Origin of the sequence: Acidovorax sp. M14, from assembly GCF_049331375.1 — a bacterium.
Classification (GTDB): domain Bacteria; phylum Pseudomonadota; class Gammaproteobacteria; order Burkholderiales; family Burkholderiaceae_C; genus Acidovorax.
Map to the genome: position 1 here is coordinate 1,270,162 of NZ_CP186263.1, position 13,552 is coordinate 1,283,713.

Annotated in this window: 12 protein-coding genes; 9 read left to right on the forward strand and 3 right to left on the reverse strand. The window is 67.2% G+C overall.

Annotation, left to right across the window (positions count from 1 at the left end; all coding sequences use genetic code 11):
• The first annotated feature begins 61 nt into the window (after positions 1–61).
• The 5 genes from ACOYR4_RS05965 to ACOYR4_RS05985 all read left to right on the forward strand — a co-directional run bounded on the left by ACOYR4_RS05965 (position 62) and on the right by ACOYR4_RS05985 (position 5,547).
• Entirely contained in the window at positions 62–1,636 is a 1,575-nt protein-coding gene (locus tag ACOYR4_RS05965) for a methyl-accepting chemotaxis protein (protein ID WP_295943483.1), read from the forward strand.
• A 181-nt stretch (positions 1,637–1,817) separates the two neighbouring features.
• A complete protein-coding gene (locus tag ACOYR4_RS05970; RefSeq protein WP_295943481.1) occupies positions 1,818–2,918 on the forward strand; it encodes a BMP family ABC transporter substrate-binding protein in 1,101 nt (366 codons plus the stop codon).
• Between the two features lie 112 nt (positions 2,919–3,030).
• Positions 3,031–4,329 (forward strand): guanine deaminase, encoded by a 1,299-nt coding sequence (gene guaD, locus ACOYR4_RS05975; protein WP_295943478.1) that lies wholly within the window; start codon positions 3,031–3,033, stop codon positions 4,327–4,329.
• Between the two features lie 80 nt (positions 4,330–4,409).
• Positions 4,410–4,982, forward strand: coding sequence for a dCTP deaminase (dcd, locus tag ACOYR4_RS05980; protein ID WP_015012892.1), 573 nt, complete (start codon positions 4,410–4,412; stop codon positions 4,980–4,982).
• A 148-nt stretch (positions 4,983–5,130) separates the two neighbouring features.
• Positions 5,131–5,547, forward strand: a complete 417-nt coding sequence (locus tag ACOYR4_RS05985; protein WP_422848941.1) for a hypothetical protein — start codon at positions 5,131–5,133, stop codon at positions 5,545–5,547.
• 35 nt (positions 5,548–5,582) lie between these two features.
• Here the strand turns inward: ACOYR4_RS05985 and ACOYR4_RS05990 are convergent, their stop codons facing one another.
• From ACOYR4_RS05990 to pcp, 3 genes are all read right to left on the reverse strand, one after another.
• Positions 5,583–7,286 (reverse strand): sensor domain-containing diguanylate cyclase, encoded by a 1,704-nt coding sequence (locus ACOYR4_RS05990; RefSeq protein WP_422848942.1) that lies wholly within the window; start codon positions 7,284–7,286, stop codon positions 5,583–5,585.
• The gene (locus ACOYR4_RS05995) at positions 7,283–8,272 is read right to left on the reverse strand and encodes a delta(1)-pyrroline-2-carboxylate reductase family protein (protein WP_422848943.1); all 990 of its coding nucleotides are present in this window, start codon (positions 8,270–8,272) and stop codon (positions 7,283–7,285) included. Before ACOYR4_RS05995 ends, ACOYR4_RS05990 begins: the two co-directional genes overlap by 4 nt.
• 119 nt (positions 8,273–8,391) lie before the next feature.
• A complete protein-coding gene (gene pcp, locus ACOYR4_RS06000; RefSeq protein ID WP_422848944.1) occupies positions 8,392–9,066 on the reverse strand; it encodes a pyroglutamyl-peptidase I in 675 nt (224 codons plus the stop codon).
• Between the two features lie 122 nt (positions 9,067–9,188).
• Between pcp and ypfJ the strand changes: the two genes are divergently transcribed.
• The 4 genes from ypfJ (at position 9,189) to ACOYR4_RS06020 (ending at position 13,552) form a co-directional block, all read left to right on the forward strand.
• Positions 9,189–10,073, forward strand: coding sequence for a KPN_02809 family neutral zinc metallopeptidase (gene ypfJ / locus ACOYR4_RS06005; RefSeq protein WP_422848945.1), 885 nt, complete (start codon positions 9,189–9,191; stop codon positions 10,071–10,073).
• Between the two features lie 33 nt (positions 10,074–10,106).
• The gene (locus ACOYR4_RS06010; RefSeq protein ID WP_209817321.1) at positions 10,107–12,296 is read left to right on the forward strand and encodes a SulP family inorganic anion transporter; all 2,190 of its coding nucleotides are present in this window, start codon (positions 10,107–10,109) and stop codon (positions 12,294–12,296) included.
• 126 nt (positions 12,297–12,422) lie between these two features.
• Entirely contained in the window at positions 12,423–12,845 is a 423-nt protein-coding gene (locus ACOYR4_RS06015) for a group II truncated hemoglobin (protein ID WP_422848946.1), read from the forward strand.
• A gap of 113 nt (positions 12,846–12,958) precedes the next feature.
• Positions 12,959–13,552, forward strand: a complete 594-nt coding sequence (locus tag ACOYR4_RS06020) for a LemA family protein (protein ID WP_060986627.1) — start codon at positions 12,959–12,961, stop codon at positions 13,550–13,552.

The following is a 13,552-nucleotide window of genomic DNA, read 5'->3' on the forward strand; positions in this document are numbered from 1 at the left end:
CTTGAACAGTTTCTTTGCGGAGTGCACGGGTGCCGTGTTGCCCCCTTTTTTGGAGCCTTCCATGTTTCTCAGTCAAATTTCCATTGGCAAGCGCCTCACGCTGGTGCTCGGCCTGATCCTGGCGTTGTTTTTTGCCAGCAGCGTGGTGGCTGTGGTCAAGCTCAGCCAGCTGGGCCGAGAGATCGACGCCATGGTCAACGACAACATCAAGACCGAGCGTGCTGGCTCGGACTGGCTGCGCCACACCACATCGGGGGTGCAGCGTGCAGCGGCCATTGCCAAGAGCAGTGACGCCAGCCTGATCCCCTACTTTGCGCCTGCCACGGCGGCGTCGATCCGTGAAACCAATGAGCTGCAGAAGTTCATCGAGTCCAAGATGGACACGCCGGAGAAGAAGCAGCTGTTTGCAAAGGTTGGTGAGCTGCGCAAGGACTATTTGGCGGCCCGCGAGGAGGTGAGCAAGTTCAAGCAGGCGGGTGATGCCGAGAACGCCAACAAGGTGTTCACCGAGCGTTTTGAGCCCACCTCGCGCAGTTATCTGGCAGGTGTGCAGCAGATGGTGGACGGCCAGCGCGCCGAGCTGGATGCAGCCGGCAAGCGCAGCGAAGAGCTGCGTGCGCAGACCACACTGCTGCTGCAAATCTGCACCGGCGTGTCGCTGCTGCTGGGCGCCTTGTTGGCCTGGCTGCTGACCACCAGCATCACGCGCCCGCTGCGCCAGGCCGAGGCCATTGCCGAGACCATCGCCAACATGGACCTGACGGGGGCTCCCCAGGCGAGCTATGCCAACGATGAAACCGGGCACCTGCTGCGCGCACTGGATGCCATGCGCAGTGCGCTGCACCGTTCGCTGCAGCAAGTGCGGGGCGTGGTGGACAGCATCTCCACCGCCAGCACCCAGATCGCGATTGGCAACCAGGACCTGAGCGCACGCACCGAGCAGACGGCCAGCAGCCTGCAGGAGACCGCCAGCTCCATGGAAGAGCTGACCAGCACCGTGCGCCAGAGCGCTGATTCGGCCGTGCAGGCCAACCAGCTGGCCGTGTCTGCGGCGCAGGTGGCCCAGCGCGGTGGCGATGTGGTGGCCCAGGTGGTGACCACCATGGACGAGATCAACACCAGCAGCAAGAAGATTGCCGACATCATCGGCACCATCGACGGCATCGCCTTCCAGACCAACATCCTGGCCCTCAACGCCGCCGTGGAAGCCGCCCGTGCGGGCGAGCAGGGCCGTGGCTTTGCTGTGGTGGCCAGCGAAGTGCGCTCGTTGGCCCAGCGCTCGGCCCAGGCGGCCAAGGAAATCAAGACGCTGATCGGCGTGTCCGTGGAAAAGGTCGAGTCGGGTGCTGCGCTGGTGCAGAACGCTGGCACCACCATGGGCGAGATCGTGAGCTCGGTGCGGCGCGTGACCGACATCATTGGCGAGATCAGTGCAGCCGCTTCGGAGCAGAGCCAGGGCATTGGCCAGGTGAATGTGGCCGTGACCCAGCTGGACCAGATGACCCAGCAAAATGCAGCCCTGGTGGAAGAGTCCACCGCCGCCGCCGAAAGCCTGAAAGACCAGGCTTCGCGCCTGGCCGAAGTGGTGGGTGCTTTCCGCCTGGGCGCAGGCTCGCAGGCGCTGCGGCTGAACTGAATTTGATGGCGGGGTTTTGCGCGTTGTCGCAGTGCTTCGCCAGCGCTTGAACTCGTTTTTTTACCCCGGCAGTCTTTGCAGCATCGCTCCATGTAGTTTTCGCACAGTCTGACCGTCCCGGTGGCACCGTCGTCCTGCGGTGCCTCCGGTCCATTCCATCAGGGCCATGTAGAGGAACACCATGTACAAAAACCTCGCTGCCACGCTCGTGGCCGCCTGTTTTTTCTCCCCCGTCTTTTCCCAGACCGCGCCCGCAAAGGGCAGTGTGACCGAGCCGGTCAAAGCCGGTTTTGTCTATGTCTCGCCCATCACCGAGGCAGGCTGGACGCGCCAGCACGACGAAGGCCGCAAGGCCGTCGAGGCCGCGCTGGGCAACCACGTCAAGACCACGTTTGTCGAGAACGTGGCTGAAGGGGCCGATGCCGAGCGCGTGATCCGCGACCTGGCCTCCACCGGCCACCAGATCATCTTCACCCCCAGCTTTGGCTACATGGAGCCCACGCTCAAGGTGGCGCAGGACTATCCGCAGGTGAAGTTCGAGTCCATCACCGGCTACAAGACCACCCCCAATGTGGCTGCCGCCAATGCGCGCTATTACGAGGGTCGCTATCTCGCGGGCATTGCTGCGGGCCGCATGAGCAAGACCGGCGTGGCCGGGTTCGTGGCTGGGTTTCCCATCCCGGAAGTGCTGCAGGGCATCAACGCATTCACGCTGGGCATGCGCTCGGTCAACCCCCAGGCCGCCGTCAAGGTGGTGTGGCTCAACGTGTGGTTCGACCCGCCCAAGGAGCGCGACGCCGCCATGGCGCTGTTCAACCAGGACGTGGATGTGATCGCTTTCCATACGGGCTCCACCGCCGTGATGGCGGCTGCGCAAGAGCGCGGCAAGATGGCCGTGGCCTACCACTCCGACATGCGCAAGACCGGGCCGGACGCCCAGATCGTGGCCGTGACGCACCAGTGGGGCGCCTACTACACCGAGCGCGTGCGCGCTGTGCAAAACGGCACCTGGAAAAGTGCCAACCTGTGGGGCGGCGTGCGCGAGGGCATGATCCGCGTCGGCGACTTTGGTACCCGGGTGCCAGCGGCCGTCCAGCAAGAGGTGCTCAATGCGCAGAAGGCCGTGGGTGCGGGCAAGCTGCAGCCCTTCCGCGCAGGCAAGGCGCCGGTGCGCGACAACGAGGGGCAGGAGCGGATCGCCGCAGGCCAGGCGCTGTCGGATGCACAAATTTTGCAGATGAACTGGCTGGTGGAAGGCGTGGTGGGCAAGGTGTCCCGCTAAGCCGGTCGGGCGTGTCGCCCATCGTTGTCACTGCTCGGTGCTCCCTGAACCCCATAGCCACTATGGGGTGCTGCATATACAAACGGAGCCCCCTGCCGCTAAGCTTGCCGCCATGCCTGTTTACCGTTCCGCCCTTTTGCGCTTTGCCGACGACGGCCGCGCCCTCTATGACGAAGATGGCCTGCTGGCCATCTGCCCGGATGCCCAGGGCCGCCAGCGGGTGCTGGCAGCCGGTGCCTGGCAGACCCTCGCGCCCCAGTTCGCCGGAGAGCCGGTGGTGCATTTGCCGGGGCGCATTCTGGCCCCAGGGTTTGTGGACATGCACATCCACTTTCCGCAGACGGACGTGATCGGCTCGCCCGCCGATGGCTTGCTGCCCTGGCTGGAGAACTACACCTTTCCCCACGAGTCGCGGTTTGTTGACCCCGGCTACAGCGCCCAGGTGGCCGAATTTTTTGTGGCCGAACTGCTGCGCAATGGCGTGACCACAGCCCTGGCGTTTTCGACGTCTCACCCCGCGTCGGTGGATGCACTGTTCACCGAGGCCCAACGGCAGCAGATGCGCCTCATCACCGGCAAGGTGCTGCAGGACCGCCACTCGCCCGACGGCGTGCGCGACGACACCGAGCAGAGCCTGATCGACACCGAAGCGCTCATCCGGCGCTGGCACGGCGTGGACCGGCTCGGCTATGCGATCACCCCCCGCTTTGCGCCCACCAGCACCCATGCGCAATTGCGCGGCGCGGGCGAGCTGGCTGAGCGCTACCCCGATGTGTGGATCCAGTCCCACGTGGCCGAGAACCGCGACGAGATCCGCTGGGCGCGCGAGCTGTTCCCCGCCGCGCGCAGCTACCTGGGCGTGTACGACGACTTTGGCCTGATGCGCGAACGTGCGGTGTATGCGCACTGCATCCACTTCGATGACGACGACCGCGCGCTGATGCGCGACACCGGCGCGGTGGCGGCGGTCAGCCCCACCAGCAACCTCTTTCTGGGCAGCGGGTTCTTCGACTACGCGGGGGCCGACCGGGTGGGCTTCGGCTACGGCCTGGCCAGCGATGTGGGCGGGGGCACCAGCTTCAGCCCGTTCCACACCATGCTGGCCGCGTACTACGTGGGGCGGGAGGGGCAGACCAAGCAGGGCCTGAGCCTGTCCCCCCAGCAACTGTGGTGGCAACACACCGCCGGTGCTGCAAAGGCGCTGGGCCTGGCCGGTGTGGTGGGAAATCTGCAGCCGGGCTGCGAGGCTGATTTTGTGGTGCTGAACCCCGAGGCCACGCCGCTTTTGGCGCGCAAGACGCGCCAGGCGCGCAACCTGGATGAGCTTTTGTTTGCGCTGATCGTGCTCGGTGACGACCGCGTGGTGCAGCAAACGGTGATTTCTCAAGCAAAATACGGCTCCAGCGCTTGATATTCATGCGCTACCAGCTACGTATTTAATAGCGCCCGGCAGACCACCACTGTGCGGGCCACAGCGCAGGGAGTTCTGCTATGAGCATCAAGAGCGACAAATGGATCCGCCGCATGGCGGCCGAGCACGGAATGATCGAGCCCTTCGAGCCCGGTCAGGTGCGTGAGGTCGAAGGCCGCAAGATCATCAGCTACGGCACCAGCAGCTACGGCTATGACATCCGTTGCGCGCCCGAATTCAAGGTGTTCACCAACATCCACAGCACCGTGGTGGACCCGAAGAACTTCGATGAAAAGAGCTTTGTCGATTTCGAAGGCGACAGCTGCATCATCCCGCCCAACAGCTTTGCGCTGGCCCGCACGGTCGAATACTTCCGCATCCCGCGCAACGTGCTCACCATCTGCCTGGGCAAAAGCACCTACGCGCGCTGCGGCATCATCGTCAACGTGACCCCGTTCGAGCCCGAGTGGGAAGGGTATGTGACGCTGGAGTTCAGCAACACCACGCCGTTGCCCGCACGCATCTATGCCGGCGAAGGCTGTGCCCAGGTGCTGTTCTTCGAAAGCGACAAGGACGACGTGTGCGAAGTCAGCTACCGCGACCGGGGCGGCAAGTACCAGGGCCAGGTAGGCGTGACGCTGCCCAAGGCCTGACAGCCTCGGCGGCGCGCTGGGTACCCGCCCTGTGGGCAGGGGCGGTGTCCTACAAACGCCATGCGCCTTGGCTGAAATGCAAGCATCGGTAAGTTTTTTAGCATCGGTGACATGCCTCCCGGGAGATGGGGGCTGATGGAGCCTCACCATGCTGATGTCCGCTGTTGCCTCAAGTTTTTTCTTTGCGCCCGTCCGTGCCCTGGCACCTGCGCAGGGCGCTGCGGTCGCCGCCAAAGCCAAAGCGCCAGCCGCTTCGCCGGTGGCCTCAGCGTTTCAGTCGGCTGATACGGCGCCGGACCCTGCAGATGCAGGCTGTCACGCCCACCACACCCACCCCCCCACCTATTGGCCTTGTGAACTCCTCAACGACTTCGTGCTGCGCATGGCCGCGCAAGGCCATTGCGTGAACATGTCAATGATGCTGGGCCACCGGCCTTACGCGCTGGAGCGGCTGGCGCTGGCAGCCCAGGGGCCGGATGCCAGCTTGCAGGAACTGGCGGGCCAGCTGCGGCCGTACTTCGATGCCCCAGTGCTGGAGGCGGGGGCAGTATCCAGCGGGCACTGACAGGGTGCTTGTTTTCGTAAGGCTCTGACGTCCGCTCAAGCTTCCACGCAAACCCGGTTGCGTCCCTGCCCCTTGGCCTCGTAGAGCGCCGCGTCGCCCCGCCGCAGCATGGCGGCACCGTTGTCTTCCGCGCCGCGCATCGTGGCCACGCCCGCGCTGACGGTGATCGTCCCCACCACCGGGTCCTGCTGCTCCGCCATGGCCGTGACCAGGGCTTGTGCAATCGATTGAGCGCCGTTCAGGTCGGTGTCGGGCAACAGCGCCACAAACTCCTCGCCCCCCAGCCGGGCCACCACATCCGAGCCCCGCAGGCGGGACTCCAGCGTGCGCGCCAGGCGCCGCAGCACCTCGTCCCCCGCCTCGTGTCCGTAGGTGTCGTTCACCCGCTTGAAGTGGTCCACGTCCACGGTGATCAGGCTCAACGGACGGCTGCTGCGCCGCGCCAGCGCCACGGCAAAGGCCATTTGTGTCTCGAAGCCGCGCCGGTTCAGCAGACCGGTGAGCGCGTCGGTGCGCGCCTGCAGGTCCAGGGCGCGGTTGGCGGCTTCCAGTTCCAGCGTGCGCAGCCGCACCTTTTCTTCCATGGCTTCACGGGCGGCCACCAAGTGGTGCGTCATGCGGCCCAGAGACTGCGAGAGCTGCTGCACTTCGCGGCTGCTCTGCATGGCCGGTATGTCACTGCCCGGGCGGCCTGCCTCCACCGCGCTGGCGGCATCGGCCAGCGCATACAGGTCCACGCTCAGGCGCCGGGCGGCCAGCCAGGCCAGGGCCGAGGCGAACAGCGCGGCAACCAGACCGATGGCGAGCGCCAGCTGCACGGTGTCGTCGGCCTCGGCAAAAGCCAGCTCCACGGGTTGGCGCGCCACGATGCGCCAGCCCAGGTCGCTGGCGGCATTGCGTGGTTGCAGCTGCGTGGCTGCGGTCAGGTAGCGTTTGCCGTCCTGCCACCGTGCCACGGTGGTCTGCGTGCTGCCGCCGCCGTCGCGGTTGTTGTTGATCTGAATGCCCTCGGGCAGCCGCTGCCCGGCGGCCCGCATCACCTCGGTCCGCCCGCCGGGGGCAAAGATCAGGGTGCCTTGCCGGTCAAAGATGAACAGTTCCAGCGCGCTCTCGTCAGACGAAGCGGGCGTGAGGCTTTCGAGCACCTCGCGGGTCCATTGCCAGCTGCCGTGGATGGCGAATACGCCCACGGTGGTGGGGCCGATGCGGATGGGGGCGGCAAAGTCCACAAAACGGTGCGGCTCGCCCGTCGCGGTGGGAGGCAGCAGGGATTCGAGCAACTGTGCTGCATGCACGTCGCCCACATGCACTCCTTGCAGGCCGTGCTGAAACCAGGGGCGCTGCGCCACGCTCTGCCCCACCAGCAGGCCGTTCGTGGCATTGCGCACCACGCCTTGCGCGTCGGCCACGCCAATCCACACATTGGTGGGTTGCATGGCCTGGCTGCGGGCTAGCATGTGTTGGGCTTCGGCAGAGTCGAGCCCCTTGGACCAGACCACTTCGGCACTGGCCATCACCTCGGCCTCCAGGCTGCGCTGCATGAGGCCCAGGGCCAAGAGCTTGCCGGCGTTTTCGGCCACCACCTGCAACGAGTTGCCTGCATCGCGCTGGATGCGGTGCTTGAGCAGTTCGCCGAACCCCAGCGACAGCAACACCGACAAGCCCACCACCAGCGCGCCGAACACCAGCGCAATCTGCATGCGCAGGCTGTGGTCTGAAAAGCGGGTGATGAACATCATGCAGGCGTTGCGGTCACGGAGTCCATCGCTGCCAGGGCCGGGCTGGCATGGCGCAGCGCCAGCCGGGCGGCCGCCAGGTCCCAGCCAGCCCAGCCGCAGCTTTTGAACAGCACCGGGCCCGGTGGGTGCTTCAGCGCCGCATTGCGGTGGTCACGCACCACATCGCCCAGTGTGGGCAGCGCCGCCACATGCAGGCCTGCCTGCAGCAGATCGCCTGCTTCGTGCAGCGCATCGCTGGTGTCCACCACGATGCGCCCGTGCTGCGCGATGTGCTGGCACAGGCCCGGGGCCAGCTCCACCATGGCGGGCGTGAAGGCGCCGACCGCTGCGATGAACGTGTCGGGCCGGGGCGGGGCGCTCAGCACCACGGCCTTGCCGGTGGTGCAGGTGGCGATCAGCGGGCAATGTGGCATGGCAGCATCGGCGTCGGGCACCACCCGAGCCTGGGCGCCCAGCGCTTGCACTTGCGCCGCGAGGGCCTCGGCGCTGGCGCGGCTGCGGGAGGTAATCCACACCTCGCGCACGCCGAGGCCGTGGATGAAGGCCTCGGCGTGCGCCAGGCCCTGCACCCCTGCGCCTACGATGAGCAAAGGCCCTTGTGGCACCTGCGCCAGCCGCTGGGCGGCCAGCAGCGACGCTGCGGCGGTGCGCCGTGCGGTGACGGTGGGACCATGAAGCACCAGCCGGCGCTCCCCCGTGGCGATGTCAAACACCACCACATCGCCCTGGATCGACGGGCGCCCGGTGCCTGCATTGCCCGGGGTCAGGGTGATGAGCTTGGTCATGGCCACAGTCTGATCCGTCGCGGGCATCACAAACAGGCTGCCGCCTTGTGCCAGCGGCAGCACGGCCCGCTGGGGTACCACCACGCTGTTGTCCTGCAGCAAGGCGGCTATTTCATCGGCCAGTGCGGACCAGGGCAAGCGCTCGGCGGTGGCGGCCGCGTCCAGCAGGCCATAGGATGCGAAAGAGGGGACAAAAGGCATGCGCGGACTTTACACAGCGTGCAGGCTGCTTGGGAGCGGAGAACCCCTCACCGACGCCGGGTACGGGACCACAGGGCAGGGCGGTCTCGGCTCAGGTTTGCTGTACGCGGTAATTCTCATCAATGCGTGGCCCCTGCCTGCAGCGCGATGTCCTGCGGGGCCAGCATTGCGGCCCAGAGGGCCGCATGGATGCCGCGCACCATGTCGCGCAGGGGCAAGTGGGGCTCGCCCTGGCCGCTGAGCCAGGGCACATGCACAAAGCCGCCACGCGCTCCCTGGGGGGCAGCGCCCTGCGCCAGCAAGTGCATCAGCCCGTACAGCACATGGTTGCAGACAAAGGTGCCTGCGGTCTGCGATACCTCGCAGGGCACGCCTGCCCGCTGCACGCCACGCAGCATGGCCTTGATGGGCAGGCTGGCAAAGTAGGCGGCGGGCCCGCCGGCCTGCACCGGGGTGTCGATGGGCTGGGCGCCGCAGTTGTCGGGGATACGCGCATCGTTGATGTTGATGCCAATGCGCTCGATGGACAGCGCTGCCCGCCCGCCGGCCAGGCCCAGGCACAGCGTGATGGCAGGCTGGTGCTCCTGCAGCAGCGACTGCAGCCGCTGCAACGACTGCCCGAACACCGTGGGCAACTGCGCGGCCACCACATGGTGCCCTGCAATGCGCTGGCCGTGCAGCGCTTGCGCAATCAGCCAGCTGGGGTTGTGTGCGCCGCCGCCAAACGGGTCAAAACCAGTCAGCAGGATGGCCGGGCCGGCCGGGGGCGTGCTGTGGGGGGTGTCAGGGGCCATGGATGTCATGAAAGGCGGGCTGAAGCGGGGTGGAACACATCGTAAATCGTCCACGCCGGGGCCGTCCCGGCGCGTAACATGCAGGCTTGGCCGCCCCGCCGTGAGGGCGCTGGAGAGATGCAATGAGATGGGAAGGCAATCGCGAGTCCGACAACGTGGAAGACCGCCGTGACGAGGGCGGCGGCGGTGGATCGCCGGTGTTTGGTGGGCGCAGCATCGGCATTGGCACCATCGTGATCGCGCTGGTGGGGGGCTGGGTGCTGGGCATCAACCCCTTGACCATCCTGGGGTTGCTCAGCGGTGGCGGCCCGGCGCCCCAGGTCCAGACACAGCCCCATACCCCTGCCCACAGGCCTCCGGCCGATGACACCATGGCACGTTTCGTGTCTACGGTGCTTGCGGACACGGAGGACGTGTGGGGCGAGTTGTTCCGCCAGGGCGGCGGTCGCTACCAGGACCCGCGGCTGGTGTTGTTCCGGGGCGCCACGCCCACCGCCTGTGGCACAGGCCAGGCCGCGATGGGACCGTTCTATTGCCCGGCTGACCAGAAGGTCTACATCGACCTGGGCTTTTACGAAACCCTCAAGACCCGTTTGGGAGCCCCCGGCGACTTTGCCCAGGCCTACGTGATTGCCCACGAGGTAGGCCACCATGTGCAGAACCAGCTCGGCATCAGCGCCAAGGTGGACCAGATGCGGGGCCGTGTGAGCAAGGTCGAATACAACGCGCTGTCGGTGCGGCTGGAACTGCAGGCCGACTGCTTTGCGGGGGTCTGGGCCCACCACGCCCAGAAGGCCCGGCAGATCCTGGAGCAGGGCGATGTGGAAGAAGCCATGAACGCCGCCGCCAAGATTGGTGACGACGCGCTGCAGCGGGCCAACGGCGGCGCCGTGGTGCCCGAGAGCTTCACGCACGGCACCAGCGCCCAGCGGCAGCGCTGGTTCAACAGTGGCCTGCAAAGCGGCAGTGTCAAGACCTGCGACACCTTTGCAGCGCGTAGCCTGTAGGCGCGCAATGCCCGGGGCTTGCTAGACACCTCCATGCCACCGACCGCACCCGTGACTGCCGCGCTGCATCGCCGTGCTGGGCCTTCGGCGGGGGCAGAGGTCGGGCCGTCAGCGCCGCAGCCCTCGGGCGCAGCGGCGGCGTGGTCGGCGGCGGCGGTCACCGTGCCCCATGCCGTGGGGCTGGGGCTGCTGGCATTTGCGCCGCTGGCGGGGGAACATTCTCTGGCCGCGCTGGCGTTGTGGTCGGCCGCGTTACCCGGCCTGCTGCTGACCTTGGCGACGCCCCGCGCCGGGGTGGTGTATGCACCGACCACGGTGGTGGCATTGCTGTTTGCTGCCGTGCTGGCAACCGCCCACGGTGCAGCCCCCAGCCTGGGCCTGAGCGCGCGCCAGGTGCTGGCGGTCAGCGGTGCCACGGTAGCTCTGGCCTTTGTGTTCCAGTGGCTGCTGGGGGTGTTGCGGCTGGCGTCGGTGGCGCGGTTTCTTCCCATCTCGGTCACACACGGGTTTGCAGCCGGTGTGGGCTTGTCGATGGTGGTAGGCCAGGTGCGCAATGGTTTTGGCGCGGGGGCTGATGCGTTGTGGGACGCACGCACCGGCTGGCACCTGCTGGCGGCGCTGGCCGTGGTGGTGCTGGCCTGGGGGCTGCGCCGGCGCTGGCCCCGCATGCCGGGGCTGCTGTCGGCGGTGGCCGTGGTGGCACTGGCCGTGGCGCTGGCAGGGGTATGGGGCGTGGGGCTGGGCAGCGTGTTCGTGCCAGCCGTGCCGCCCAGCGTGTTTGCCTGGCCCATGTTGCCCGACTGGACTGGCATTCCCTGGATGGCCCTGGCCCGGCAGCAGGGCTCGGCCCTGGTGGTGTTGGCGGTGCTGATGGCGCTGGTCAACAGCCTGGAGATTCTGGTGTTCAACCAGGAGCTGGAGCTGGACCACGGCCTGCGCGGCAACGCCAACCTGGCCCTGCGCCGCGAGAGCCTGCTGGGTGCACTGTGCGGGCTCGTGGGCATGATTCCCGCATCCACCAGCGCCTCGCGTTCGCGCATCGTGCTGGCGCAGGCGGGGGCCTCGCGCGATGCCCCGCGCTGGCACGCCGCCATCATGCTGGGGGTGGCGGTCACCGGAGCGTGGTGGTTGCACTGGGTGCCCATGGCCTGTCTGGCAGGGGGGCTGGTGCTGGCGGGGCTGATGCAGGTGCCGGGGCTCATGTGGTCGCTGGGCTACGCCCGCCGGTCGCGGGTGACCTGGGCGCAAAGCTGGTTGGTGGCGCTGGTGTTTGCCGTGATGGGGGGTGTGGGGGCGCTGGTGGCTGGCCTGGTGGTGGCCACGTTTGTGCTGCTGCACGACTCTGCCGCCACGGTGCTGCGCCACGTGCGTCTGGATGGCGAGCTGCGCTCGCGGCGCTTGCGCCGTGCCGGGTCGGACAGCTGGCTGACACCGCGCATGAACCAGGTGGCCGTGTTTGAACTGCAAGGCGTTATGTCTTTTGGGGTGGCCGCCCATCTGGCCGAGCAGGTGCGCATGCTGCTGCTTCCGCGCCATCGCTGGGTCATTCTGGACGCGGGCCGTGTGCCTGCGTGGGACAGTACGGCAATGGCCCAACTGCGGGCGCTGGTGCGTGATCTGGACCAGCAGGGCATCGCCGCAGCCGTGGCAGCCCTGGACCCCATGGCCGCCGAGCATGCCGGAGAGCATGTGCGCGCCTTTGCCGACCTGGACCGGGCGCTGGAATGGGCCGAGGTGGGCATCCTGTCCCAGCGGCCCATCGAGCAGCGCCCCGTGCACCCCGAGCGGGATGTGCTGGGCGAGGTGGGCGAGGGCGTGCCCAAGGCCGCGGCCGAGGCCTTGCAGGCACTGCTGGTGCCGCAGGCCGTTGCACCCCATGGTGTGGTGTTCCATGCGGGCGACACGGACCATGACCTCCTCGTGGTCAAGTCCGGCCACATCACGCTGGTGACCCAATGGCCGCCCGACAAGGGCTTGCGTCTGGCCACCGTCGGTCCGGGCATGGCGTTTGGCGAGATGGCCTTCCTCAACGGTGCGGCCCGCAGCGCCTGCGCGGGCGCCGAACGTGGCCCGGCGCACCTGGTGCGGTTGTCGCGCGCGCATTTCGACGCCTGGGCCCGGCAGTATCCTGAGGCGGCCCTCACGGTGATGAACAACCTGGCCCAGATCGGCGCCCGGCGCCTGGCGGTGACCACGCGGCAGCTGCGGGCGGTGTTGGAGTAACGGGGCACAGGGCCACGGGTGTCGATGCGCGGCTGTCCCCCACGCGCTGCAGGCGCATGACAAGGCCCGGATTTCTATAATCCAAGGCTTCCCGACACCGCCTGGCAACCTCTTTTTGCCAACCCCATGGAATCCACCCCCTCGTCCTCCGCCGCAGAGGCCCCCGTGGCCGCCACCCCTTTTGAATGGATCGGCGGCGAAGAACGCGTGCGCGCCCTGACCGAGCGCTTCTACGACCTGATGGACCTGGAGCCCGGCTACGCCGCGCTGCGTGCCGCCCATGGCAGCGACCTGGGCCAGGCCCGGCAAAAGCTGTTCATGTTTCTGTGCGGCTGGCTGGGCGGGCCTTCGTACTACACCGACCAGTTTGGCCACCCGCGCCTGCGTGCGCGCCACATGCCGTTTGCCATCGGCATCAAGGAGCGCGACCAGTGGGTGGCCTGCATGGACCAGGCCATGGGCGAGACCGGCGTGCCCACCGATCTGCGTGTGCGGCTGAAGGAAAGCTTCATGGGCACGGCCGACTGGATGCGCAACAAAGGGGTGTAGCCAGCTCGCAAGGCGGCCCTCGTTTGCGCCCTTGCAGGGCGCCCTTACGGGTTTCCCGAGGCTTCTTCCGCAGGCTCTAAGATGCTCCCTCCAACAAATACAGGAGGTGGGGTATGTCGGCAACTGCATGGGTCGTGGTCGTTGTGCTGGTCGCGGTGGGGTTGTGGGCTGTGGCGGTCTACAACCGGCTGGTGCAGTTGCGCAACCGCATTGCCAACGCGTTTGGCCAGATCGATGTGCAGCTCAAGCGCCGGTATGACCTGATTCCCAACTTGGTGGAGGTGGCGCGTGGTTATCTCGCGCATGAGGCCGCCACGCTGGAGGCCGTCATCAAGGCCCGCAGCCAGGCGCAGGGCGCGGCTGCAGCGGTGCGTGCCGCACCGCAAAGCGCCAGCGCCATGGGCGCGCTGGCAGCGGCAGAGGGCGTACTCGGCGGCAGCTTGGGCCGCCTGATGGTGGTGGCCGAGAGTTACCCTGAACTCAAGGCCGACGCCACCATGCAGTCGCTGTCCGAAGAAATCACCAGCACTGAAAACCGCCTCGGTTTTGCACGCCAGGCCTACAACGATCAGGCGCTGGAGTTCAACGATGCGGCGGCGCAGTTCCCGGACCTCATCGTCGCGCGCCTGCTGGGTTTTGCGCCCGCGCCCATGCTGGCGTCCACGCAGTCCGACGAAGAGCGCGCCGTGCCCCGGGTGAAGTTCTGA

Excerpts from the sequence above, each read along its gene's own strand:
- ACOYR4_RS05965 (WP_295943483.1), top strand. The coding sequence starts at position 62 with ATGTTTCTCAGTCAAATTTCCATTGGCAAGCGCCTCACGCTGGTGCTC.
- ACOYR4_RS05970 (WP_295943481.1), top strand. The coding sequence starts at position 1,818 with ATGTACAAAAACCTCGCTGCCACGCTCGTGGCCGCCTGTTTTTTCTCC.
- guaD (WP_295943478.1), top strand. The coding sequence starts at position 3,031 with ATGCCTGTTTACCGTTCCGCCCTTTTGCGCTTTGCCGACGACGGCCGC.
- dcd (WP_015012892.1), top strand. The coding sequence starts at position 4,410 with ATGAGCATCAAGAGCGACAAATGGATCCGCCGCATGGCGGCCGAGCAC.
- ACOYR4_RS05985 (WP_422848941.1), top strand. The coding sequence starts at position 5,131 with ATGCTGATGTCCGCTGTTGCCTCAAGTTTTTTCTTTGCGCCCGTCCGT.
- ACOYR4_RS05990 (WP_422848942.1), bottom strand. The coding sequence starts at position 7,286 with ATGATGTTCATCACCCGCTTTTCAGACCACAGCCTGCGCATGCAGATT.
- ACOYR4_RS05995 (WP_422848943.1), bottom strand. The coding sequence starts at position 8,272 with ATGCCTTTTGTCCCCTCTTTCGCATCCTATGGCCTGCTGGACGCGGCC.
- pcp (WP_422848944.1), bottom strand. The coding sequence starts at position 9,066 with ATGGCCCCTGACACCCCCCACAGCACGCCCCCGGCCGGCCCGGCCATC.
- ypfJ (WP_422848945.1), top strand. The coding sequence starts at position 9,189 with ATGAGATGGGAAGGCAATCGCGAGTCCGACAACGTGGAAGACCGCCGT.
- ACOYR4_RS06010 (WP_209817321.1), top strand. The coding sequence starts at position 10,107 with ATGCCACCGACCGCACCCGTGACTGCCGCGCTGCATCGCCGTGCTGGG.
- ACOYR4_RS06015 (WP_422848946.1), top strand. The coding sequence starts at position 12,423 with ATGGAATCCACCCCCTCGTCCTCCGCCGCAGAGGCCCCCGTGGCCGCC.
- ACOYR4_RS06020 (WP_060986627.1), top strand. The coding sequence starts at position 12,959 with ATGTCGGCAACTGCATGGGTCGTGGTCGTTGTGCTGGTCGCGGTGGGG.